23 protein-coding genes are annotated in these 21,838 nt (G+C 45.4%); 9 read left to right on the top strand and 14 right to left on the bottom strand.

Annotated elements, in window-relative coordinates:
* Positions 1-46: 46 nt before the first annotated feature.
* The 5 genes from flgF to flgB are packed head-to-tail and all read right to left on the bottom strand — an operon-like array spanning position 47 to position 3,499.
* Positions 47-778, bottom strand: a complete 732-nt coding sequence (gene flgF, locus NL647_RS00630; protein WP_029789141.1) for a flagellar basal-body rod protein FlgF — start codon at positions 776-778, stop codon at positions 47-49.
* A 12-nt stretch (positions 779-790) separates the two neighbouring features.
* Positions 791-1,990: a flagellar hook protein FlgE gene (flgE, locus tag NL647_RS00625; protein WP_005445376.1), complete on the bottom strand. Its 1,200-nt coding sequence runs from the start codon at positions 1,988-1,990 to the stop codon at positions 791-793.
* Between the two features lie 26 nt (positions 1,991-2,016).
* Positions 2,017-2,700 carry a flagellar hook assembly protein FlgD gene (gene flgD / locus NL647_RS00620; protein ID WP_005445377.1) on the bottom strand — a complete coding sequence of 228 codons (684 nt, stop codon included), beginning with the start codon at positions 2,698-2,700 and terminating at the stop codon, positions 2,017-2,019.
* Complete coding sequence (flgC, locus tag NL647_RS00615; RefSeq protein WP_005445378.1) at positions 2,700-3,134, bottom strand: flagellar basal body rod protein FlgC; 435 nt, start codon at positions 3,132-3,134, stop codon at positions 2,700-2,702. Before flgC ends, flgD begins: the two co-directional genes overlap by 1 nt.
* 2 nt (positions 3,135-3,136) lie before the next feature.
* Positions 3,137-3,499 (bottom strand): flagellar basal body rod protein FlgB, encoded by a 363-nt coding sequence (flgB, locus tag NL647_RS00610; RefSeq protein ID WP_005445380.1) that lies wholly within the window; start codon positions 3,497-3,499, stop codon positions 3,137-3,139.
* Positions 3,500-3,577: 78 nt separating this feature from the next.
* Between flgB and flgA the strand changes: the two genes are divergently transcribed.
* The 4 genes from flgA (at position 3,578) to NL647_RS00590 (ending at position 5,976) form a co-directional block, all read left to right on the top strand.
* Positions 3,578-4,375, top strand: a complete 798-nt coding sequence (flgA, locus tag NL647_RS00605; RefSeq protein WP_080992796.1) for a flagellar basal body P-ring formation chaperone FlgA — start codon at positions 3,578-3,580, stop codon at positions 4,373-4,375.
* Between the two features lie 138 nt (positions 4,376-4,513).
* The gene (gene flgM / locus NL647_RS00600) at positions 4,514-4,795 is read left to right on the top strand and encodes a flagellar biosynthesis anti-sigma factor FlgM (RefSeq protein ID WP_009696912.1); all 282 of its coding nucleotides are present in this window, start codon (positions 4,514-4,516) and stop codon (positions 4,793-4,795) included.
* Between the two features lie 22 nt (positions 4,796-4,817).
* The gene (flgN, locus tag NL647_RS00595) at positions 4,818-5,255 is read left to right on the top strand and encodes a flagellar export chaperone FlgN (RefSeq protein WP_253649467.1); all 438 of its coding nucleotides are present in this window, start codon (positions 4,818-4,820) and stop codon (positions 5,253-5,255) included.
* A gap of 43 nt (positions 5,256-5,298) precedes the next feature.
* Positions 5,299-5,976, top strand: a complete 678-nt coding sequence (locus NL647_RS00590) for a lytic transglycosylase domain-containing protein (RefSeq protein ID WP_045487146.1) — start codon at positions 5,299-5,301, stop codon at positions 5,974-5,976.
* Between the two features lie 403 nt (positions 5,977-6,379).
* On the opposite strand, the gene NL647_RS00585 is transcribed toward NL647_RS00590, so the two are convergent.
* Positions 6,380-6,898, bottom strand: a complete 519-nt coding sequence (locus tag NL647_RS00585; protein ID WP_005445385.1) for an NUDIX hydrolase — start codon at positions 6,896-6,898, stop codon at positions 6,380-6,382.
* A gap of 260 nt (positions 6,899-7,158) precedes the next feature.
* On the opposite strand from NL647_RS00585, the gene NL647_RS00580 reads away from it, so the two are divergent.
* A complete protein-coding gene (locus tag NL647_RS00580) occupies positions 7,159-7,419 on the top strand; it encodes a DUF333 domain-containing protein (RefSeq protein ID WP_005445386.1) in 261 nt (86 codons plus the stop codon).
* Between the two features lie 259 nt (positions 7,420-7,678).
* The gene (locus NL647_RS00575) at positions 7,679-8,353 is read left to right on the top strand and encodes a hypothetical protein (RefSeq protein ID WP_114320744.1); all 675 of its coding nucleotides are present in this window, start codon (positions 7,679-7,681) and stop codon (positions 8,351-8,353) included.
* 9 nt (positions 8,354-8,362) lie between these two features.
* On the opposite strand, the gene NL647_RS00570 is transcribed toward NL647_RS00575, so the two are convergent.
* Positions 8,363-9,205 (bottom strand): YdcF family protein, encoded by an 843-nt coding sequence (locus tag NL647_RS00570; RefSeq protein WP_253649466.1) that lies wholly within the window; start codon positions 9,203-9,205, stop codon positions 8,363-8,365.
* A 144-nt stretch (positions 9,206-9,349) separates the two neighbouring features.
* Here NL647_RS00570 and NL647_RS00565 point away from each other — a divergent pair, with 144 nt between their 5' ends.
* Together NL647_RS00565 and NL647_RS00560 are read left to right on the top strand one after the other, a co-directional pair.
* On the top strand, positions 9,350-10,720 hold the full coding sequence (locus NL647_RS00565; protein WP_005445390.1) for an L-serine ammonia-lyase: 1,371 nt from the start codon (positions 9,350-9,352) through the stop codon (positions 10,718-10,720).
* A 374-nt stretch (positions 10,721-11,094) separates the two neighbouring features.
* Entirely contained in the window at positions 11,095-12,579 is a 1,485-nt protein-coding gene (locus tag NL647_RS00560) for a peptide MFS transporter (RefSeq protein ID WP_009696908.1), read from the top strand.
* Between the two features lie 86 nt (positions 12,580-12,665).
* On the opposite strand, the gene NL647_RS00555 is transcribed toward NL647_RS00560, so the two are convergent.
* Together NL647_RS00555 and NL647_RS00550 are read right to left on the bottom strand one after the other, a co-directional pair.
* Positions 12,666-13,937, bottom strand: coding sequence for an Nramp family divalent metal transporter (locus NL647_RS00555; RefSeq protein WP_005445392.1), 1,272 nt, complete (start codon positions 13,935-13,937; stop codon positions 12,666-12,668).
* Between the two features lie 214 nt (positions 13,938-14,151).
* The gene (locus tag NL647_RS00550; RefSeq protein WP_005445393.1) at positions 14,152-14,388 is read right to left on the bottom strand and encodes a hypothetical protein; all 237 of its coding nucleotides are present in this window, start codon (positions 14,386-14,388) and stop codon (positions 14,152-14,154) included.
* Between the two features lie 210 nt (positions 14,389-14,598).
* On the opposite strand from NL647_RS00550, the gene NL647_RS00545 reads away from it, so the two are divergent.
* Positions 14,599-15,489, top strand: coding sequence for a LysR family transcriptional regulator (locus tag NL647_RS00545; protein ID WP_253649465.1), 891 nt, complete (start codon positions 14,599-14,601; stop codon positions 15,487-15,489).
* Here NL647_RS00545 and NL647_RS00540 read toward each other — a convergent pair.
* The 5 genes from NL647_RS00540 to NL647_RS00520 all read right to left on the bottom strand — a co-directional run bounded on the left by NL647_RS00540 (position 15,486) and on the right by NL647_RS00520 (position 21,671).
* Positions 15,486-16,271 (bottom strand): phosphotransferase enzyme family protein, encoded by a 786-nt coding sequence (locus tag NL647_RS00540; protein ID WP_045487021.1) that lies wholly within the window; start codon positions 16,269-16,271, stop codon positions 15,486-15,488. The two genes, NL647_RS00545 and NL647_RS00540, sit on opposite strands and share 4 nt — an antisense overlap.
* Before the next feature lie 186 nt (positions 16,272-16,457).
* Positions 16,458-17,333: a LysR substrate-binding domain-containing protein gene (locus tag NL647_RS00535; RefSeq protein ID WP_009696905.1), complete on the bottom strand. Its 876-nt coding sequence runs from the start codon at positions 17,331-17,333 to the stop codon at positions 16,458-16,460.
* A gap of 115 nt (positions 17,334-17,448) precedes the next feature.
* The gene (locus NL647_RS00530; RefSeq protein WP_253649464.1) at positions 17,449-18,414 is read right to left on the bottom strand and encodes an OmpA family protein; all 966 of its coding nucleotides are present in this window, start codon (positions 18,412-18,414) and stop codon (positions 17,449-17,451) included.
* A gap of 618 nt (positions 18,415-19,032) precedes the next feature.
* Entirely contained in the window at positions 19,033-20,157 is a 1,125-nt protein-coding gene (locus NL647_RS00525; protein ID WP_005445399.1) for a M14-type cytosolic carboxypeptidase, read from the bottom strand.
* A 113-nt stretch (positions 20,158-20,270) separates the two neighbouring features.
* A complete protein-coding gene (locus NL647_RS00520; RefSeq protein WP_061066186.1) occupies positions 20,271-21,671 on the bottom strand; it encodes an FAD-dependent oxidoreductase in 1,401 nt (466 codons plus the stop codon).
* Positions 21,672-21,838 lie beyond the last annotated feature (167 nt).

The raw sequence follows: 21,838 nt of genomic DNA, 5'->3' as shown, positions 1-21,838 counted from the left end.
GTGGCAGGAATTATCTAGAAGCACGATTTACGTTGAGCAAAAAGTGTTATCTCGCTGCCATCAATTTGTTTCCGGCTTGCGCCAAGGTTTCTGCGGTTTTCATCATGCGAACTTGCATCTCGAAGTTGCGCGTCAGTGACATCACGCTGAGTAGTTCATCGATGGCTGAAACGTTACTACCTTCGATATGCTCTGGTGCCAATTGCACCGTTTCATCAGCAACAAAAGGCACACCATCAACACTGTGCAGTAAGCTGTCGCTTTCTTTCTGAAGTTGGTTAATGGCAGGTTTCACCATTTTTAAAGTGCCAACTTCAACTTCTGCACCACCGCCCGGTGGGATCACAGACACGCGACCGCGCTCACTGATCTCAATCTTTTGAAAATCAGGCACGATCATTGGTCCGTTTTCACCCACAACGGGAAATCCATTGATACTCATGGCACCAAACGTATCGATTTTGATGTTACCCGCACGCGTGTAAGCCTCATTTCCAGCCGGTGTTTCTACTGTTAGGTAGCCTTCACCCATGATCGCAACGTCTAAAGGACGTCCCGTTTTCATGATGTCGCCAGAATCAAAACGCGTCGATGCAGAGTTCGTCACCACCATGGTGCGACCATCAAAGCCCGCACCTTGCAATTCAACGCTTCGAACACGTTCCATATCCGCACGGAAACCAGCGGTGTCGGCGTTCGATAAGTTGTTAGAACGAACGTGCTGAGCCTTAAGAACTCGGCTCGCACCAGACGTTGCAGTAAATAACAAGCTATCCATGCAATACTCCCATTACACTGCGTTGAACAGAGCTTGAGTTAGCTTGTCGTTGGTTGAGATGGTTTTGGCGTTCGCTTGGTAGTTACGCTGCGCCGTCATTAGCGCGACAAGCTCACTGGTTAAGTCAACGTTAGAACCTTCCAATGCACCCGGAGTAAGGTCACCCAGTGTACCTGTACCCGGAACGCCCATGATCGGCGCACCAGAGCTAAAGCTTTGTGTCCAAGCGGTACCGCTCACTTTCGATAGACCTTGCGTGTTAGCAAAGTCCGCAAGCACTACTTGACCTTGAAGTTGAGATTGACCATTGGTGTACGTCGCGTAAACCATGCCGTTGTCTTCCACTCTAACGCCAGCAAGTTCACCCGATGTGTAACCATTTGGATTATTGGTGCTCACGCCAAATGCAGCACCAAACTGAGTACTACCTGAAAGGCTAATATCAACGCTCATTGCGTTTGCACCCGCGGCTGGGAATGCCACATTAAATGCGCCAGCAGGAGAAGCCAGCGTACCATCGGTATTGAATTGAACGGTTTGAGCTGTTGCAGGAGTCGTAGGCGCGCCATCCACTTCTACATTCACTTGCCATTCGTTATCTGACGTTTTAGTGAAGTACTGAGTCACCGTATGGGAATTGCCTAGCGAGTCGAAAACCTTGGTGGTGTAAGAAGAGTTGAATGATTTAGGGTCCGAAGAATTAAATGGATAAACCGCTTGATCAATCTTGGTCGCACTTGCATCGAAGTTAGCAACAAATTCTAAGCTGCTTGTTGCTTTAGCACTCAGAGAAGAAGTGGATACCTTGATATCGCCGACTGAACCTGTTTGCAGGTTATTATTGTTGTCAACGCTGTAGCCTTGTAGTTTGGTTCCGTTGTTCGCGGTAACGAAATTGTTCTTATCTGTGCTAAATACACCAGCACGGGTGTAGAGCATTTGACCCATAGAGTCTTTGGTCACAAAGAAACCGTTGCCGTTAATTGCTAGGTCCATTGCTCTGCCAGTCCCCGTTACAGAACCGTTTTTTTCGAAGTTCTGAGAGATTGACGCCACTTCTACGCCGCCTGGCTGCATGCCGTTGTAAACCGCCGCGAATTCAGTACGACCGCCTTTGAAACCATACGTCGATGCGTTAGCAATGTTATGACTGATGGTGTTCAATTCTGTATTGGTCGCGTCCAGACCACTAAGTGCGATGTTAAAACTCATAAATAACCTCTGATTTCCTTATTTGGTTAAGCACCAAACTGAGTAATTTGATAGAAAGGAACGTTGCCAACGCCTTGAACATTGACCAGTGCTGAGCCACCTGAGCTTGGAATACGAACCTGCTCAACCGTGCCTGCCAGCAAAACTTTAGGGCTTTTCTGCCCATCTTGAACTTCCACCGCAACGGTGTACTTACCCGGTTTCAAACCGAGCTCTTCAGGATTAATGGAGAATTCCAAATCACCAGCAGCGTGCGCGCCAAGAGGCACTTTCGTTGATTGACCAAACTGGTCTTTCACCACTAGCGTTACTTGGTTAGAACCATGTTCTAGTTCTATCTTGCCGTTTTGCGCGCCTTCACCGAGTTCAAACTCATTCGATGAAACGTACACGGTTTGACCAACCAAACCAGCGGTCGAAAGCACTTGCATGTTGTCGAGTAACACCATGCTGTTTTGCATTAACTTCGACATATTTTCGGTACTCTGCACCTGAGAAAACTGCGCAAGTTGACCAACGTACTCGGTTCCGTCTAACGGGTTTAGTGGGTCTTGGTTTTGAATTTGTGCCACCATCAACGAGATAAACTCATTTTGCAGTGAGCTGGCACTGTTCATATCTGATGGGTTAGCAGAGACACTTGCGTCACTGCCAGACTTGGTTGTTACCGGCTTATCGGAAGACAGTGGGGTGTATTGTGCAATACTCATTAGCTACCCTGCCCTAATCGAAGCAGACCTTGCTGCATGCTTTTCACATTCGCCAATACCTCGACATTGGTCTCGAAGCTGCGTGTCGCTGACATCATGTCTGCCATTTCTGACACCACATCAATATCCGGGTAGTACACGTAACCTTCATCGTTTGCCAATGGGTTATTAGGTTCGAAGCGCTTCTCTGCCTGCCCTGCATTTTTCACAACATCCACAATGCGAACTTCTGCATTTGGATAAGCACTGTTCTCTGTTGCCATTTGCGTTTTTTGATACACAGTTGCAAACACAGGTTTAAGTGCCTTGTAGGCATCATCTGGGTTGGCAGACACCGCATCGGCGTTTGCAAGGTTACTGGCTACCGTGTTCAGACGAACGGTTTGCGCCGTCATCGCTGAGCCAGTGATCGAATAGATATCAGTAAATGACATGTTTAACGTCCCTCAATCGCTTTCGCCAAGCCACTGAATTTCATGTTGAGAAACGTCAGGCTGGTTTGAAAGTCCATGTTGTTTTGTGTGAATTTGGCTTGTTCAACACCAAGTTCCACGGTGTTGCCGTCTTTGCTGTTTTGGTAAGGCACTGAATATTGCGCCTCTACCTGAAACTTCGGCACTGATTTGCTCACACTTCCCGTCGACATATTGTTCATCACGGTGGTGAAGCTCAGGTCCTTTGCCAAGTACCCTGGGGTATCAACATTTGCTAGGTTACTGGCGAGGACTTTGGTACGCTGAACGCGAAAATTAAGTGCCTCTGGATGTACACCTAACGCATTTTCGAATGTGATCGCCATGCATCTTTCCTTCAAGTCGGCTCGAATACGCCAAGAATGAAACAAGATGCGTGCCATAAAAATTACTTATAAAAATCAATGAATTACAAACAAGGAAGGAAGCCTCGCTTCCGGTTTACGGAAACCACTCAAAACAAGGGGAAAGGTCGATTTCCCCAAATTATGCTGCTTTGTGGTTTGGTTTTGAGTGCCAGTTCGATAAGTGCCGCTGCCGCAGAGAAAACCCTCACGGCGAACGAACTAAAAGTCACCGTCAGTGAACAATTTGAGCAAGAAGTCGCACAAATCGCGCGTTCACACCATTGGGGAACCTATCAGCTCGAATATCGTATTTGGGTTCCGGGTTCTGCCAATCACTTGCCCGCCTGTACGTCGCCTTTGGTCATCGCAGGACGAGATAATCGCCCACTGCCTGTTGGCAATTTGAAGCGCGCGGTCAGTTGTGAGGACATCACCTCTCCTTGGCGAATCAACGTTACAATCAAATCTGCAGTGACACTCCCTGTCCTCGTTGCGACCAGCACAATTGGGCGTAACGAAACGATCTCCGCGACTCATTTAAAATCTGAAACGCGCACGATTTCGCGCCAAGACGACTTCTACACACAAGTGAGCCAAGCGGTAGGATTGGAGACCTCTCGCCGTATTCGCGCCGGACAAATTATTGATCCTTCAAACCTAAGCTCCCCTGCTCTGGTTGAGAAAGGCAACGAGGTGATTATTGTTGCGAGCAAAGATGGATTTAGCGCCAGTACCAAAGGCGTCGCCCTAGAACAGGGAAAGAAAGGTCAGCAGATCGATGTAGAAAACATCAGCTCTAGCAAAGTGATACGAGCAGTCGTGACAGGGTTAAATCAAGTACATACTCAGTTCTGATTTTGGACTCAGGTTATCATTTTTTGATTTTTACACTCGTCAGCACAGGTGAACTTCGAGTACAAAAAATAAATATTTAATGTTCATCACACCCTAGTCGCCTATTCGATTTAGAACATGATGATTGAGGACAACAGCATGAAAATCGACAAAGTCGCGGGCGGTCATGTCCCACAAACGAAATTCCAGCAAGCAAGCAAGAAGCCTGTCGAAACCATCGCACAGAGCAAAACTCGCGAGCCAGCATTCCAAGCTAACACTGCCGCCATCGATCGCGCTCAAGCAGAAATGAAATCACTGCCAGACGTAGATATGGCAAAGGTTGAAGAGATCCGCAACGCATTAGCACGTGGTGAACTGAATCTGGATACCAAAGCACTATCCAAAGCAGTAATGCAGTTCCACACTGGTCACGAGTAACGCAGCGCACTAGGAGTCATGCATGGCAACGGCCGCATCGCAGCACATTCAACAATTTGTTCGTTCCCTAGCGGAAGACATTAAACTCTACCAGCAATTGCTAGAGCTTATTCAGCAACAAAAAACGCTGTATTTGAAGTTTGATGGGGAATCGCTTAGCGAGAACATTCAAAAGCAAACGCCAATTTTGAATCGACTTAGTCGCTCGGCGAGTGAAAGAAGTCAGTTGATGCGCTCGCTTGGACTCCCTTGCAACGAAACCAGTGTGAATCGAATTTTCAATGCTCTGCCTGCCAAAATTGGCACGCAAGCAAGAAAACAATGGGCGCTGTTGGAAACCTTGGTAAAACAATGCCAAACGGACAATCAGAGCAACGGCCAAAGCTCTGCGGCGTTCCAAGAGTTGATCAGTCAACTCAAGCAACCTGTGCAACACACTTATGAAGAGCGTTCGTTCTAAACAATTCTCGCCTTGCCTACAGAATCTTCCTCCATCCAGGTCGATTACTGTGGGCTTTTTTGCGTTTTGGCTCACCTGCTTTTCTTCTGTCTCAATAGCCAAACCCAACGAAGAAACCATTACCCAACAATATCAAGTGCTCGCGCCCTACCAGAGCCAAATTGCCAAACGTCTCGATTCTGTTCGCCCATTGCTCGATCATATTTTCAAACAGCTTAAGCAGCAGTCGTTACCGCCCACATTCGTTTTGTTGCCCATGTTGGAATCGTCTTATAACCCTCAAGCCGTCTCACATGCGAATGCTGCGGGTCTATGGCAATTAATCCCTGCCACAGCGACACGATTTGGTTTACAAGTATCAGACACCGATGATGAACGGTTTGATACCAAAGCCAGCACTCAAGCGGCGTTGAAATACTTGGCGTTCCTGTATGAGAAGTTTGATCAAGACTTGGCACTGACTCTAGCAGCTTACAACGCGGGCGAGGGACGCGTATCAAGGGCGATGAAAAATGCGGGCAGTCGAAATTTTGATGCGCTCACTTTACCCAATGAAACACAAGAGTACGTCAACCGCTTCTACGCACTAGAGCGCTTGGTTGATGTACAACAACTTCGTACGGATTCTTTTCAGCCTTTGCTGTTATTTTCCGACCAGTCATCTATCTACACCAAACCGCTTATAGACCTTAGTCGATTACCACCTCTGGTCGAATTGTGACACCCATCACTAAAACTCGACAATGTCAGGTGTTCGTAAAAATACAAGATCCTGTACTGCCAATTTGCAAACTCGTGATCTCGATGCAAACGCGTGCATAAAAGTTAAGGTAATGTATCTCAAAGATAAGAAAGAGCAGTGGTTTGCTGATAATTCACCAATTTGTGCTTGTGTATTGAGTAGAGATGCATCACATTACGGGTGCAAATTCAGTGAAAAACAATGGTTAGACCTATTAATTATTTACACAACAAATATAAAACCGCTATTGTTTTTACAGATTGAAACAAAATACAGAATATCGAGATGACGCTTCGCTTGCGCGTCTGGAATAAGTCCGGGTTCCGGGGGGGAGCTCGGACTTTTTTATTGGCTGGAAGTTACAACTTTGATCGGAGGGTGATTACAACAACTCTTTTGCGATTAGTTGGAGCAAGAAGGTTTCGCGTTCAATGCTCATTCCTTTCTTTGGGCTTTCTGCCATCGTCTTTTCATTATGCGCAATCGCATCATGTACATTCATCCAAACTGGACGCATGCCGTTTTTCACTTCGTAATCTTCATAAGACGTTTCACCTAGCTCACGGTCAATCTTGCACGTGTAGCAGTATGACGTCATGTGCATCACATCCGCATCGTCTTTGTACCAAGGACGAAACTCTTCAAAGATACCAAATGGCTTAATGTTGTGAATGTTTTTCGCACCAGTTTCTTCTTCGAGTTCACGAACCAAACCTGCAATCACGTCTTCGCCTTCATCAATACCACCACCCGGCAGAGTGTAGTCGTGGTAACGCTCAGTGTAGAGGAGGAGAACATCTTCACCATCAAGCACAATGGCACGTGCTGCATTACGCTGAAAGATGATTTTGTCATCCAAATGTTCGATGTCTGGGTGCGTAGTTGTTTTTAAGTGTCTCATCGCAGGATCCGCTGTGAATGTTTTGCGCGCATACTACCGAAATTCATAACTATTCCCAAGTTTCAATTTGCGCAAGCCTACAACAATGCCACCCAAGATAACCTTGAGATACTTGGATATACAGACGAACAGTGAGCAAATTCTAAAATTACACAGAATTCCCTTTCAAGCGTCGTGCTTTTAACAAACATAAGACAGTATTTTTCTTAAACTCTCCTATAATCAACACACTACTCGTAATTCCCACGCGGAGATCAAGAATGAAAAAGACGGCTTTAGTAACGGCAGTGGCGGCAGCAATGGTGTTGGCAGGTTGTTCTACTTATGAAGGTGCAACTCGCTCAAACGAATACACATCAGCAGCAAACCCAGCAGCAGTATACTGCGTGCAGCAAGGTGGTGAACTAGATACAGTGACAGAAAACGGTGAACGCGTAACTTACTGCCTATTGTCTGAAAATGAGCGTGTTGAGCAGTGGGAATATTACCGTAAAAACCACAAAGAAGACGCTGAGTCGTAATGGTTAACATTTACGCAATCTAAGATTGCACAATCCACAACAAAGGAGCTTCATGCTCCTTTTTATTTTATCTAAACATTCCAGATTTCTGACACTTAGTCCTTTATTTACCAGCCTTACCGCATAGCGATACCATATCGAACGCCGTTTTATTTCTGACATTCCTCTGACATTACTTTCCACTTGGGCAATAAAATTTCTCGCGCACATCACGAAATTTCACGTTTTTTCCACATTTTTATTGGAGCGGGTGGTCAGGATGAAAATAGATACTGTCAAACAAGTCGAATCGGCACAATCCAACCTTGTTGAAGACTCAAAAATTACTGAAGAATCAAAGCGCGTTATCTACAAAGCGATGTTGAGTGCATTGACCATCATCGCGATTAGTATTTTAGTGAACCTGAGTATTCGCGTAGATTACGTTCTACTGGGCTCAAGCTTGGGTGAAACATCCATCACTGAAACGCTACAACTGATCATGTTAGCCGTCGCTTCTTGGTCGTTCTATCGCGTTTCCAAGCAAGAAGCTCACTTATCGCACGCCGCGATCCTTATCTCTGGCTTTTTTGCGGTATTGATGGTCCGCGAAATGGATTACTGGTTTGATATGATTCACCATGGCTCTTGGGTATTCCCAGCCTTAGCAGTAACAGCACTCGCATGTGCAAAAGCTTACCAAGGTGGTAAAGGTACCGTGAATCAGATGGCGGTTATACTTCAGTCGCCATACATGAAACTGCTCATTGGCTCTGTTGTTTTATTGGTGGTATTTTCTCGCTTATACGGAATGGGAAGTTTCTGGCAACACGTTATGGGTGAGCACTACGTGCGTGATGTGAAAAACATCTCTGAAGAAGGCATCGAGCTATTGTGCTACAGCCTTATTGCACTAAGCGCAGTTCGTACTCGTCGTGAACTTAAACGCCAGTAAACCTGAGTTTCATTCCGATACACTCGCTTCTGGGTCAAGGCGTTGATTTAACGCCGTGAGTATCGGATGAAACACAGCCAACGCTTGTTGCGCTGCAAAAACTGAATCATCAAAGGCCGTCATTTCGATGGCCTTTTTCATCTCTGCGATTTGGTTTTTAACGTCTTGTGTTAAAGGCAAAGTTTGGAGTTTTTCTATTGCTTTTAAAGCTATCGCTAATGGTTTCGCTTGTACTTGAGCCAAGTCTCGCTTAAATGCCTTGTTTTTCACCCCTTCCAAATAAACACGATAAGTCGTCAGTTCATCAAATAAAAGAAACGCATCTGCCTGAGTGCCTGAGTTTGGATATGGCACACTGATATGCTCAGCGATATCTAGTGAAACAGTGAGCTCTATTCCCATGTCTGCACAACGCGATTTCAATACTCGTAATAAGCCTTGTTCATCCATCAAGGTCTGGATCTCAATAATGCGCTCTAAATGGTAGTCATTGGAAAGCAGTATGACTTCGATAGCTTGTCCCATTGGACATAACCCACTTTTCAGTAGCTCTTTTGCCGCATTTTGCATGTTCTGCACGGTATTCAGGGAACGACTCTCGATGATGACTTGCTGATCAGGAAAGCCGATTCCCCTAACCTTGGCTAGCTGATCAAAATACTGATACATCGCATCCGCTTCAGAGATCGTTTGACCTTGAGTGACCCCTCCACAAAAAACCAATGCCGTCGACTCAAAATCCCATTGGTTTAAAACGGAAACTAAAGCTTCCACACGTGAGCGCCCTTCAGCACTGAGCTGATCATGCACCAAACGCTTACCTAGAATGATCACTACCTTGTTTAACTTCATTACCGAGATCTCAATTACTCATACTTTCGCGAACAATTTGTATACAAAAATTTGCTTTGCCAATACTCTTTCAGGCATTAACATCTAATTAACAATGTCGTTCTAGAGACCTTGACAAAGGTCCGCAAAGAAAGGAAGTCAATTATGCTGTCGATTTTCGATATTTTTAAGGTCGGTGTCGGTCCTTCTAGCTCCCACACCAATGGTCCTATGCTCGCAGGTTACCATTTCACTCAATTGCTTAGCGACTCTATGGCGAAAGTGCACAAGGTGCAAGTCGACCTTTACGGCTCTTTATCGCTCACCGGTAAAGGACACCACACGGATCGTGCTACCGTCTTAGGGCTAATGGGTAATAAACCCGACACTATCAAGATGACGAGCGCGAAAAGCGCGCTACAACATACCATTGAACACGGCACGCTCTCTGTCGCAGGTGTTCATGAAATCGTGTTTAGTTATGAGCACGATATCGTCTTCCACAGCGATAACCTTCCTCTTCACGAAAACGGCATGACCATCACGGCTTTTGATGCTGCTGGTGAGCAAGTAGCATTTGAAACTTACTATTCCATCGGTGGCGGCTTTATTGCCACTGCTGCCGAGCTAGAAAACGGTGGCAATGAGGCAGAAATCCAAGTTACTTACCCTTTCACGTCTGCTGACGAGATGTTAGAAAAAGCAGAGCAAAACGGCTTTAGCTTAGGGGGGATGATCCTTCAAAACGAATTGGCTTTCCGTGAGCAAGAAGAGATCGACCAAAAAGCAGAACAGATCTGGAAAGTAATGTCGTTGTGTATGCAACGTGGCTTTGACACCGAAGGCATTCTTGAAGGTGGGTTAAACGTCACACGCCGAGCGCCTAACCTACTCAAAAAGCTTGAAGCTAACGCAGCAGTAGAGAACGATCCAATGGAGATCATGGATTGGATAAACCTATTTGCTTTCGCAGTAAGTGAAGAAAACGCGGCTGGCGGTCAGGTGGTCACATCACCAACCAACGGCGCTGCTGGCGTCATCCCCGCGGTACTCATGTACTACCATCGTTTCATCAAAGAGCTCGACAACAAACAGCTGAAAGACTTCTTAGCTGTGGCTGGGGCGATTGGTATCTTGTACAAAACCAACGCTTCGATTTCTGGTGCAGAAGTCGGATGCCAGGGAGAAGTCGGCGTTTCTTCTTCTATGGCAGCAGCAGGTTTAACCGCACTGCGTGGTGGCAGCAACGAGCAAATCTGCATTGCTGCTGAGATTGCTATGGAGCATTCGCTTGGCATGACTTGTGATCCAATTGGCGGTTTGGTTCAAGTTCCGTGCATCGAGCGAAACGCGATGGGCGCAATGAAAGCCATCAATGCATCACGCATGGCGTTAAAACGCACTAGCAAATGTCTTATTTCATTAGATAAAGTTATCGAAACCATGTACCAGACAGGTAAAGACATGAACAAGAAATATCGTGAGACGTCACTCGGCGGTCTGGCAGTGATTCACATGGCACCACCTTGCGAATAGCATACTTTATTTCAGCGTTTGCTAATTAATATTTTTCATTGTTGGCGGATAAAATTCCGCCAACGTCTTTATTCCTGCATAAAAATCACGCTATCTCCCACCTCACTCTCGACTGCTTATTATTTCAACGTCTTTTCAAAACCTTAAAAATCACTAAAGAATAATAGTCTTATAAAATGTTATTTTTTAGTCATTTATTCACATAATTCCTAGTTGATCTAGAACAATACATTAGCAAGGCAAACGTTTCGCATTAGAAAATTTAGTGCATTAAATTCGTTTTATGCGACAATTGTTTCAATATGTAACATAGCGTTTAAGTAACATTTAACAGAAATAATAACTACCTTTCTCGCAATAGTGAGTATTTAATTATGTGGAATAAACTAAATAAATCTATGATGTTCTGCCAAATGATGTTTGGCTTATCATTCTACGGCGTGTTAGTCAGTCTAACGCGTTTTTTCTTAGAGGATCTGAATTACAACGAAGCTGATACCATGATGATCGTGGGTGCCTTTTCTGCGATTGGTCCCCTATTTGCGATTGCTGGCGGTTTCATCGCTGACAAATTTTTAGGAGCTTACCGTTCTCTATCGATTGCCTTCCTAGCATTCGCATCTGGTTACGCGCTGCTTGTTCTTGGTGCTTCGGCTACCAACGTACCACTGTCTATGTGTGGTATCGCACTAGCAAGCTACGGTCGTGGTTTGATGTCACCTTCCTACCCTAGCTTGTACAAACGTACCTTTAAGTCTCAAGAAGACTTTGAGAAAGGCTATCCAATCAACTACTCAGTGAACAACGTAGGCGCCTTCCTAGGTCAATACCTGTTCCCAATGATTGTATTGGTGATTGGCTTTAATGGCGGTTTCACCATCTCTGCAGTAATGGCAGGCGCAGCACTGGTTATGCTACTTGTGTTCCGCAAAGGCTTGGTTGGTGTCGCATCAGATCTAGACAAACAAACCGTTAGCATCAAAAACTGGATCTTCTTTGCCCTTATTTCTGTGGCGATGATTGCGTTGGTATTCTTCATGTTCTCAAACATGGATATCGGTCAAAACATCGTTTATGCCATTGGTGGTGCTGCAATTCTTTACTTTGTTTCTTTGATGTTGAAAGCAAGCAAAGCGGAATCATTGAAGATGGGTACCATCCTTATCGTAACCTTCCTAACCACGTGTTTCTTCGTTTACTACGGTCAAATGATGACTTCAATGAACATGGTGGCGATCAACACACTAAAAGGTTCCCTATTTGGCTTTATTCCACTAGAACCTGAAGCTGCAATGGCGATGAACCCGCTATGGTGTATGGTTGGTGGTCCTATCGTAGCTGGCTTCTTTGGTGTGCTAGAAAAACGCGATATTCACCTATCTACAGCAACTAAAATTGCGTTGGCATTCGTGCTAACAGCGATTGCTTTCGGCATCCTAACCTTCGCTGTAACCACAGTGGGCGAAGACGTAATCATCATGCCTGAGATCTTCCTAGCGATTCACTTCTTCCAAGCAATTGCAGAAGTGATTGTAGGCTCAATGGTCGTTGCATTTATCCTATCGGTTGCACCGAAGCACATTGAAAACTTCTCAGTAAGCTTGTTCTCTGTTGCTATCGCGCTGAGTGGTATTGTTGGTGCTGCATTCTCGACTTCTATCGCTCTAGAAAAAGGGCAAGAAATCACCCAAGAAATCGTACAACACGTCTACGGTGATTACTTCCAATTGCTAACCGTGCTCGCTGTTGTAATGGTTGCTATCGCACTAGGTGCTTCTTTCATCATCCGCAAAATGCTTGAAGCTGCCAAACGCAGTGAAGCTGAATTGGAAATGGTTGAGGCTAACGCACAAAACTAATATTCCTCTTCACCTAAATGCAAAAACGGAAGCCAATTGGCTTCCGTTTTTTTATCGACAGAGGTTTGTCGCTTAGCGAGCGTTGGCTATGCAGCAAGCGTAAACATCAAATACGCGTTCAATGCCAATACAAGAGTGACGATAACCACACCCGAATAAGATACCCATTTGTTGTTTTTGAACTCGCCCATCAAGCGCTCGCTGTTGGTAAAGATAAGCAGTGGAATAATCGCCAGCGCAATACCGAAGCTTAATACCACTTGGCTCATCACCAAAATATCAGTGGTGTTCATACCCAAACCAATCACCACAAATGATGGCGCCATGGTAATGAAGCGGCGCAACCACATTGGAATAGAGAAGCGTACAAAGCCTTGCATCACGACTTGTCCTGCCATGGTTCCCACTACTGTGGAAGATAAACCCGAAGCAATCAGAGACACACCAAATAGCACAGAGGCAGCTTTACCTACGAGTGGGGTCAGCGTCATGTACGCGGTTTCAATTTCTGCTACATGCTGGTTACCAGAGTAATGGAAAACAGCTGCTGCCATCGCCACAATAGCGATATTCACAAAGCCCGCTATTACCATCGCAATCAACACGTCAAAACGAGTAGTACGAAGACGTGTTTTCGTACTTTCACCATAGTTGTTTTTGAACAATGCCGAGTGAAGGTATATCACGTGAGGCATCACAGTTGCGCCTAAAATGCCTGCCGCAAGGTAGATTTGGTGCGAGTTAGTAAATGTTGGGGTTAACAAACCTTTTGCCATTTCACCGCCAGCGGGGTGAGCGAAGAACAATTCCGCAATGTAGATAACCGCAACCAGCATCAGAAGCGAACCAATCACCACCTCTAGCGGCTTTTGACCTTTCTGGTTAAGCGTCAGAATCATCACTGTCGCAACGGCAGTGATCAACGCCCCTTCCATCAAACTGATACCAAAGACAAGCTGAAAGCCGACTGCTGCACCAATAAATTCCGCTAGGTCAGTTGCTATCGCTATGATTTCAGCCTGAATCCAATAGAAACCCACTGCCCATTTATTAGGTAGATGGTCGCGTAAGTGTTCTGCGAGGTTTTTGCCTGTAACAATGCCAAGTTTAGCGGACAAATACTGAATCAACATCGCCATGAGGTTTGCCCAAAGCACAACCCAAAGCAGTTGATAGCCGAATGAAGATCCCGATTCAATATTCGTTGCAAAGTTACCTGGGTCAATGTAACCAATTGCAGCAATAAACGCTGGACCTAACATGAGTAACTTGCGTTTTATTTTGTTAAAGGCTGACGCGTTTTGTGCCGCCGTTGTTTGTATCGCTGTCGCGTGTAAATTATTGGACGTACCATTCATGAGCGTATTCCCCTCTCGTCGATAGAGAAAATCATACGCCAACCTAAATGAGAATCAATATCATTTAGGTGCACAAAAATGGTAATTAAGATTTCAACAATTAATTTTCAATTATCGATAAACAAAAGCTATCAGAATAACTTTAAATCTAGAAGTGTCATAAACAACAATGCCGCGTTAAACGCGGCATTGAAAGTAAGGAGATTTCGACCATTTAGTCGCGGCGACCGCGAAGTTGGATCGGTTGAGTAGAAGCGTCTGTTTGAATCATAACACCACCATAAGCAGCATCATTTCGACCTTTTAGAGTCAGGTTAGAATCTGCGCGTTCCACATCAACTTGGTTAGCTTGGCTTGTTGTCATATCAATGGTACCTGTGTATGACCCATCGCCAGCGAATGCCACATTTACTGAACAAACCATTAAGCCTAGTGCGATTAGTTTTTTCATACGTCACCTCTGTTGTTTGTGGTACATCATTTCGATATAGAAACTTTAGCAACGCCGCCCAAGTAGCACGAGGAAAACCCGAATTTACCAAATGGAAATCCCTGCTGGAAAAAGGCTTTTCTGCCATAAACTTAGAATTGACCATTCCCTGTCTTTCCGCTGTTGAGGCAGCGCTATGATGCCGTAGCAAACGTTGGCTGGAGTAAAAGAATGACAATCAATCTAGATATGCAGAACGTCTTGGTAATAAAGCGCATGTACGATCTGCGCAACGTTCGCTTGGTCGCGGAATCAATGGGAAAAACCTCCGGCGCCATCAGCAAAAACCTCACTAAAATGAAAGCGCAACTGGACGATCCTCTGTTCATTCAAACCAAAAATGGATTTGAACCAACCTCATTTGTGGAAGCCAATATGCCTCATTTCGAGCAAATCTTGGCGAGCGCAGATGCAATCAAACCCCAAGAGTTTTCCCCGCCGCTTTATACTGGCGATGTTGCAATCTACGCCAACACACTTTTTTGGGATCGTTTTGGCGATAAACTTTACCTAGAGTTGCTCAAGCAAGCGCCGCATGCCAATTATGCATTTTTAAGGTGGGGGGCTGATGCTCGCAATCGCATCATTGATGGTGAGAACGCCATTGCTATTCATTACTTTGATGAAGATCTACCTCAATCCATCGCACAAAAAGAGTTGGGAAAAGGCAAAGCGGTATTCTTTGTACGCAAAGATCATCCTGCCAAGGACTTCCAATCGTTGGGCGATTATACCTTTGTTTTGTTCAAGACGCCTGGTTGGAACGATCATAAATACCCACTTTTGGATCGCTTAAAAAACATCGGCTTTCATGTTGATCCAAAAGTTGAGATTGAACATCCTGCCATGATTCACAGCATCATCATGAACACCGACCATTTCGGTATTACGATGAGTGGTAACGTTCCTGAATCATGTCGTAGCATCGAACTTCCAAATGGTTTAGAGCTCGGTGTGAGCTTTGTGATGAGCTGCCGACGTTCTCAGCAGCAGGACCCACAAAACCAATGGCTGTTTAGTGTGATTCAATCCATCATCAAAAGGCACACCAAGCCAGACTAAAATTTGATTTCTCCCAATACGCCCAAAGTAATCGCTTGGTGGTGTTTGTTGAGGTATTCGATATCTTGTAAATAAGCCGTATGGTGACAATCTTCCATATTGGCTTGAAACTGGGCATCACCATTGGCTGCCATCGTGCGCATGTGATCGACTAACGCCGTTAAGCGCAACGTCATTACCTCCACCAACTCTTCGCGTTCTAATCGGGAGCAGCCATAGGCATCACAAAAGATTTTGGCTCGTCGAATTTGTTCTTCTAACGTGCCCATCTTGTCATCTTCATCAGTCTTAAATGGCGCCCAACCGTATATAGAAAAAGCAATATCCCAAATTCGCGGCGCAGGATGAGCGGTATCGAAATCAAATACGCCGCTCACGACATCCCCATCTAAAGCCACGTTATAAGGCATGAAATCACCGTGACAAATCACTTCTTGCGGCGAGCGAGCTGGCAACATCCAATGATGAACATCTTGATCATGCTGTTTAAGGAAACTCTCCGACGCATCATGATAACAACGGAGCAAATTTGCGGCAGATTTCAACGCAGTGAGCGAAGCAATCGGTCCTTCTAACGGGTAGTTATAGCTGTCACCCTCAACAAAGGTCAGCAACTCTTTCCCGCCCTCAATCGACACTGCTTTTGGACATGCAGTAAAACCATGTTGATGAAGATGTTGGAGTAATTGATGGACGGTCATCGTCCAGTGGCTAGCAGGTCTACTGACCAAATTACCTTTACGATAAATGGCATTATCCCTGCCCCCTTCTAACGCTTCCATTACTGCTCCTTGATAACCAGAGCGCATGCTCTGTGAGTGATGACGACATGAAACGTACTCTGTCATCTTAGCACCCGAACTTTGGTCATGACGGTTGATAATGTTTCAGATTGTTAGCTCTATCTCAGTTCGTGCTCATCTTGTCATTTTGCCCCCCGATAGCCTGAAAATCGCTTGGACATCTGGTTACGCTTGTAAGCTTTTTACTAGCCATTGAGTAAAGGCTTTGACATGCGGCTTCTCGCCACAACGAACGATCATATGATGTGCGCCTCGGCTTGGCATTGACCAATGACCTACTTGGACCAAAGTACCTTGTTGAAGATGATCTTCTACTAACAAGTCGCGCACTAATAAGACACCTAGCTGATTCACCGCAGCCTCAATAGCCAACAAAGAATGTTCAAATTCTCCCGCTAACTTTACGCTCCCTCCTTCGTGCCCTTGGTACGCAAACCAACCTTGCCATGTTTCCTGATAGCCACCAGTCGCAAGTTTCGGCAAACGGACAAGATCAACCAGATCAGAAACGGGATTTAGTAAAAGAAACCCCGGGCTTGCCACCAAAATCCAGTTCTCTTGCGTGAGTTGCGTTGCGTGTTGCGAAGACCAATCACCATAACCATTAATGATTTCCACATCCGCGATGTCGCTATTACTCGGCACTGCATTTGCGGTAGTAGAAACTTTAAAACTCACTTCAGGATACTGGCGATGAAAATCAGCGAGTCGAGGTATCAACCATTGGGAGCAAAAGCTGTGCGCCACGTGTAACGTTAACTGGGTCTGTTTTTGGCGAGAGAAAAGGTGTTGAGTTGCGGCGAACAAACTCTGGAATACATTGCTAACCACGGGCAAGTAATCGTGTGCAGCTTGGGTCAAAATGAGTTGTGCGCCATTGCGTTCAAACAAAGTGGCATCTAGATACATTTCCAGAGATTTCACTTGTTGACTAACCGCTGCGCGGGTGACATTGAGCTCTTCAGCCGCTTTAGTAAAGCTGCGCAATCTTGCCGTCGCTTCAAATGCTTTTAAAGAATTGAGTGGGGGTAAGTTCTGCATCTGTAGCTCCAAACAAAAGAACACGAAAAGTGTAAGTCAGAGCTGTGACATTTCGATGAAAACAAAAAAGCCAGCGACAAACGCTGGCTTTTAGAATCATTAAGCTAATGGTGGATTATTTAGCTTCTTCAGTTGTTTGGTATTGGAACGCAGGAACAACAACTTCTACACGACGGTTTTGTTCACGACCTTCACGAGTTTCGTTGCTCGCTACTGGGTTAGCTTCGCCCATGCCTTTAACAGTCATACGGTCTGCAGCAATACCTTCAGCTTGGAAGTGATCAGCAACTGCTTGTGCACGCTTCTCTGTTAGCTGTTGGTTGTAAGCTTCAGAACCTGTTGTATCACTGTAGCCGTTGATTTCAACTTGAGCTTGTGGGTAAGTGTTCATTAGCTCAACAATACCGTTGAACGCAGAAGCGTCTTGTAGTTCAGCACTTTCTAGACCAAATTGTACTGTTGCAGTTTGAGCTGGGTATTCGTGCTCAACGATGCGAGTTACAGGACGAGTTTCAACCACTTCTTCTTGAACTACTGGCTCAGAACCAAACTTGTAGTTGAAGCCGATACCAAAGAAGTCAGAATCCATGTCGTCGATGATGTCATCAGACATGTCTTGGTAACGTTGGTACTCAGCGCGTAGGCTCCAGTTGTAGTTGATTTGGTATTCAGCACCTAGAGAGCCCGTTGGTACGAAATCTTTCTCATCGCCAGCCATCATGTAAGCAGCACCTACTTTAGCAAATAGGTTCCATGAGTCTGTTAGAGGTAGGTTGAACTTAGGAGCTAGAGTCAGTGCCCATAGGTCGCCATCAACAGTGTTTTTGCCAGCTTTGTTGAAGTTAGCAGTAAAGTTACCTAGGTAGTCAACGCCGTATTCAGCTGCAACGTATTCGTTAAAGTTGTAGCCAAGGTGCATACCTGCTGCAAAGCTATCGTCATCACATGGTGCGTCTAAGTGACATGCGTCGTTTAGTGCGTTGTAACCAAGTTTGCCACCGATGTATGTATCAGCAAGAGCAACATTTGACATTACGCCACCAGCAAGAACGGTAGCCACTGCAAGAGCAATCTTTTTCATTATTTTTTTCCTTTATGCGAAGGCGACCCGATTACTTTCCCCAGCATACGCTGTCATCAAGAAAGTCAGAACCTGCACTGTTTTTAGTGATTAAAACTACGCCAACAATCTCTATTAACGCATCATCGCATGACGCTCTAATTGGGATATTTCCATTAGGAGCGCTGGTTGGAATTTTGATACACCTATCTGCCACGTCTTGTCTCAAGCGTTTAAACCTGAACGATTGGAGTGATAGATAACGATGAGCAAACCTCTGTAGGTACAAGATTCCGCGAGAAAAATTATCCGGCTTCCATCTTGTAATTACATAGCAACTTAAAACTAATTTAACTGGCTGTGCCTACTTTCAACCTCACACTCAAGGCTGTTACCCCTATGAGATGTTATGATTTTTGTGACGAGAATCTCGAAATGGACTTTAACAGAATAAGTATCGCTAAATTAAATTAGATTTTTTATCGACACGATAAACCCAACTTATCGAGACTCACATAAGCATCAGAAATTGCAGATTTTTTGTCTTAACTGCGGAGAAAGTAGCTCATTAATAGAGAACGCGGAGAGAATAATGGCAGGAAAGACAGCCCGCAAAGTACGGGCTGTGAACGAATTGCGTTAAATTTTGTCAGATACGGCTAGCGTCGCTGCTAAAATATCTTGCCCAAACAACACACTACGCTCTGGAGACCAACCGTAAAGTGGGTCGGGGTGGTTGTTGTTGTCTTTGAATGGCATTTCAATGGTGTAAGACAGACATTTAAATTGCTCTGCTACCCAGTTAGAACCAACGGTTAGGTTCGCTTTACCTGGTTCATCTTTGTCGTAACCAATCTCGTCTTGGAACTCTGGTGTAATCGTCAGAAGTGCTTGTTTAAACGCGTTTTCCAACTCAGCCATGCCTTCGTCATAAGAAGGAATGCCTTCAGATCCCGCTACAAAATTGTAAGGGATAGCTTCATCACCATGAATATCTAGGAACATATCCACGCCAGTTTCTAGCATACGTTCACGAACCAAGAAGACTTCTGGGCTCTTTTCCATCGATGGCGTTTGCCACTCTCGGTTGAGGTTCACACCCACTGCGTTAGTACGCAAGTGACCACGAACACCGCCGTCTGGGTTCATGTTTGGTACAACGTAAAGTACTGCTTTTTCTAGCAATGCACGCGCAACCGTGTCGTTTTCATCCAGTAGACGTTGAATCATGCCTTCCATGAACCATTCTGCCATCGTCTCGCCTGGATGCTGACGTGCAATCATCCAGATTTTCTTTTTACCTTCTTCTGGCTCACCGAAAGTAAGCAAGCTCATGTCATTGCCATCTAGCGTGTGACCCAAAGTTTCCAACTGGCAGTGGTGTGCACTTTGTGCCATGTGTAATAGGTCTAGATGACGATCGTACGTGTATGGTGCAAAGTACGCGAAGTAGATTGAGCTGCGCTCAGGGATAACAGTGAAAGTCAGCGTATCACCATCGAACTCTGCTGGCACGCGGAACCACTCTTCACGATCGTAAGACGCAACAACGTCGTAGCCTTGCCAACCTTCTGGGTAAGCCGACTTCGCAAGATCAAGTAGTTTGATGGTGTGCGATTGCTCGGCTTCGGTCTCAAGACGGAAGTGGAACCACTGGTAGAATTCCGACATGTTGTCGTTAGGGATTTTAAGTTGGATGTCGTTTTTGTCGTCTGCTTTCACTACGTGAATGCTGCCGCTGTCGAAGTTGCTGAATACTTTCATTCTATTACTCACCTTTTGCATCTGAGCTTGAAAGACTGAGGCTAACACAAAGGGAAGAGGTGCCTCTAACGATTTCACATCTTCCCTATCCGTTTGCGATCAAAATATTCAGTTTAGTCGAGCTTATCCGCTTTGCCTGCTGGTCCCGCAAGTTTTGCTAGCCACTTATCCCAGATAAATGGTGTTTGCTCATTATCTTCTGCTTCCTCTTTTCGGCGTACGGCATTACGCACCATCATTGCCCCTGTCCAACGAAAAGGCTCTGGTGGGAATTGTCCTAATGGTCCTCTGGCTAAACCGCTTCGCGTCCAGTCATTATCTAGCCCCAATACGAATGAAGATAAGATCTTTCCGCCCATTCGAGTCTGAGCCACACCGTTACCCGAATAGCCAAAGCCGTAAAAGACATTGTTCTGTTTATCTAGCTCGCCAAAGAATGGGAAACCGGTAGCAGAGCGATCCGAACCACCCGTCCATGAATAAGCGAATTCTGTTCCTTTTAAACGCGGAAACAGCTTATCGAACGACTTACGCAGCAGATTTTGATAGTGCGTTGGTTTATTAAACATCACGTCGACGCGGTTATTGTAAGAGAATTGGTTGCCGCCCTTACCCAACATCAAACGACCATCTGGCGTATCTCGATAATAATGGACGAAGATACGTGAATCCAACACGCTAGATCCCGTTTGCCATCCTGATTGAGGCAAAGCGTCACCCAGAGGTTTTGTAATCACCATATCTGAAGAGACAACAACGATGCTGTTGTTAAATTGCTTAAAGTGTTCCACCATCCAAGCATTTAATGCCAACACTACTTGCTTCGCTTTGATGCTCGCATTAGGCGTACTAACGGTTGCAGGTTGACCATAATCTAAACGCGTCATTGGCGTATTTTCATAAACCTCAACACCCAGTTCGATAGCAACACGACGTAGCCCTCTAGCCAACAAAGCCGGCTGGACGCTTGCGGCAACAGGAGAGTGAAAACCGTCCACATGCCTTGGTGAGCCAGCATTCTCTCGCAGCTCTTCAGTCTGACAATGTCGCCAACTATTCACGTTTAGCCGCTTAAGTTCATCCACGACCGGCTGCATACTTCCGGTTTGCGCATGGTTTGTCGCCGTGTAGTAAACGCCTTTCAAGGATAACTGTGCATCGATATTATGCTGCTGACAAAACGCCTCAATTTCCAAGACTGCTTGCTCCGATTCTTTTACTAACCATGCCGCTTGTTGTTCACCAAACAAGCGCTTCAATGTTGGAAACTTTGTTGACCAAGTCAGCATACAACCACCATTTGCGCCCGATGCCCCGCTACCACACAAGCCTTTTTCAATCACAACCACTTGTTTTTCCGGCGATTGCTGCTTAATCATGATCGCAGTCCAAAGACCTGTATAACCACCGCCGACAATCGCCACGTCCGTCGCTATATCTTGTTGGAGTGACAATGGCGGCGTTGGCTGTTCCATTTCCAGAGCTTGCTTGAACCAGTAAGAGAGATGAGTCATTCCGTATCCTTTGTAAAGTGGCACACAATATTGCTTTAGTACCACTTTACAAACGAACATGAGAATCAACGAGCGAGAAAACCTGACGCTGAGCGTTAGAAAATATTGCCTATTAATAATAAATATAAATTAAGCAATAAAAAAAGGGGAGCAAAGCCCCCCAACAT

Origin of the sequence: Vibrio sp. Y29_XK_CS5, from assembly GCF_024181835.1 — a bacterium.
Taxonomy (GTDB): Bacteria; Pseudomonadota; Gammaproteobacteria; order Enterobacterales; family Vibrionaceae; genus Vibrio; species Vibrio harveyi.
Note: the sequence above shows the minus strand (reverse complement) of the source record. Positions and strands in the feature narration are given on the sequence as shown.

What these genes read in the sequence shown, in the direction of transcription:
- NL647_RS00520 (WP_061066186.1), bottom strand. Translation starts at nt 21,671, where the DNA reads ATGACTCATCTCTCTTACTGGTTCAAGCAAGCTCTGGAAATGGAACAG.
- NL647_RS00550 (WP_005445393.1), bottom strand. Translation starts at nt 14,388, where the DNA reads ATGAAAAAACTAATCGCACTAGGCTTAATGGTTTGTTCAGTAAATGTG.
- flgN (WP_253649467.1), top strand. Translation starts at nt 4,818, where the DNA reads ATGGCAACGGCCGCATCGCAGCACATTCAACAATTTGTTCGTTCCCTA.
- NL647_RS00585 (WP_005445385.1), bottom strand. Translation starts at nt 6,898, where the DNA reads ATGAGACACTTAAAAACAACTACGCACCCAGACATCGAACATTTGGAT.
- flgC (WP_005445378.1), bottom strand. Translation starts at nt 3,134, where the DNA reads ATGTCATTTACTGATATCTATTCGATCACTGGCTCAGCGATGACGGCG.
- NL647_RS00540 (WP_045487021.1), bottom strand. Translation starts at nt 16,271, where the DNA reads ATGGAAGCGTTAGAAGGGGGCAGGGATAATGCCATTTATCGTAAAGGT.
- NL647_RS00565 (WP_005445390.1), top strand. Translation starts at nt 9,350, where the DNA reads ATGCTGTCGATTTTCGATATTTTTAAGGTCGGTGTCGGTCCTTCTAGC.
- flgA (WP_080992796.1), top strand. Translation starts at nt 3,578, where the DNA reads ATGAATTACAAACAAGGAAGGAAGCCTCGCTTCCGGTTTACGGAAACC.
- NL647_RS00535 (WP_009696905.1), bottom strand. Translation starts at nt 17,333, where the DNA reads ATGCAGAACTTACCCCCACTCAATTCTTTAAAAGCATTTGAAGCGACG.
- flgM (WP_009696912.1), top strand. Translation starts at nt 4,514, where the DNA reads ATGAAAATCGACAAAGTCGCGGGCGGTCATGTCCCACAAACGAAATTC.
- flgF (WP_029789141.1), bottom strand. Translation starts at nt 778, where the DNA reads ATGGATAGCTTGTTATTTACTGCAACGTCTGGTGCGAGCCGAGTTCTT.
- flgB (WP_005445380.1), bottom strand. Translation starts at nt 3,499, where the DNA reads ATGGCGATCACATTCGAAAATGCGTTAGGTGTACATCCAGAGGCACTT.
- NL647_RS00555 (WP_005445392.1), bottom strand. Translation starts at nt 13,937, where the DNA reads ATGAATGGTACGTCCAATAATTTACACGCGACAGCGATACAAACAACG.
- NL647_RS00530 (WP_253649464.1), bottom strand. Translation starts at nt 18,414, where the DNA reads ATGAAAAAGATTGCTCTTGCAGTGGCTACCGTTCTTGCTGGTGGCGTA.
- flgE (WP_005445376.1), bottom strand. Translation starts at nt 1,990, where the DNA reads ATGAGTTTTAACATCGCACTTAGTGGTCTGGACGCGACCAATACAGAA.
- flgD (WP_005445377.1), bottom strand. Translation starts at nt 2,700, where the DNA reads ATGAGTATTGCACAATACACCCCACTGTCTTCCGATAAGCCGGTAACA.
- NL647_RS00545 (WP_253649465.1), top strand. Translation starts at nt 14,599, where the DNA reads ATGACAATCAATCTAGATATGCAGAACGTCTTGGTAATAAAGCGCATG.
- NL647_RS00525 (WP_005445399.1), bottom strand. Translation starts at nt 20,157, where the DNA reads ATGAAAGTATTCAGCAACTTCGACAGCGGCAGCATTCACGTAGTGAAA.
- NL647_RS00560 (WP_009696908.1), top strand. Translation starts at nt 11,095, where the DNA reads ATGTGGAATAAACTAAATAAATCTATGATGTTCTGCCAAATGATGTTT.
- NL647_RS00575 (WP_114320744.1), top strand. Translation starts at nt 7,679, where the DNA reads ATGAAAATAGATACTGTCAAACAAGTCGAATCGGCACAATCCAACCTT.
- NL647_RS00580 (WP_005445386.1), top strand. Translation starts at nt 7,159, where the DNA reads ATGAAAAAGACGGCTTTAGTAACGGCAGTGGCGGCAGCAATGGTGTTG.
- NL647_RS00570 (WP_253649466.1), bottom strand. Translation starts at nt 9,205, where the DNA reads ATGAAGTTAAACAAGGTAGTGATCATTCTAGGTAAGCGTTTGGTGCAT.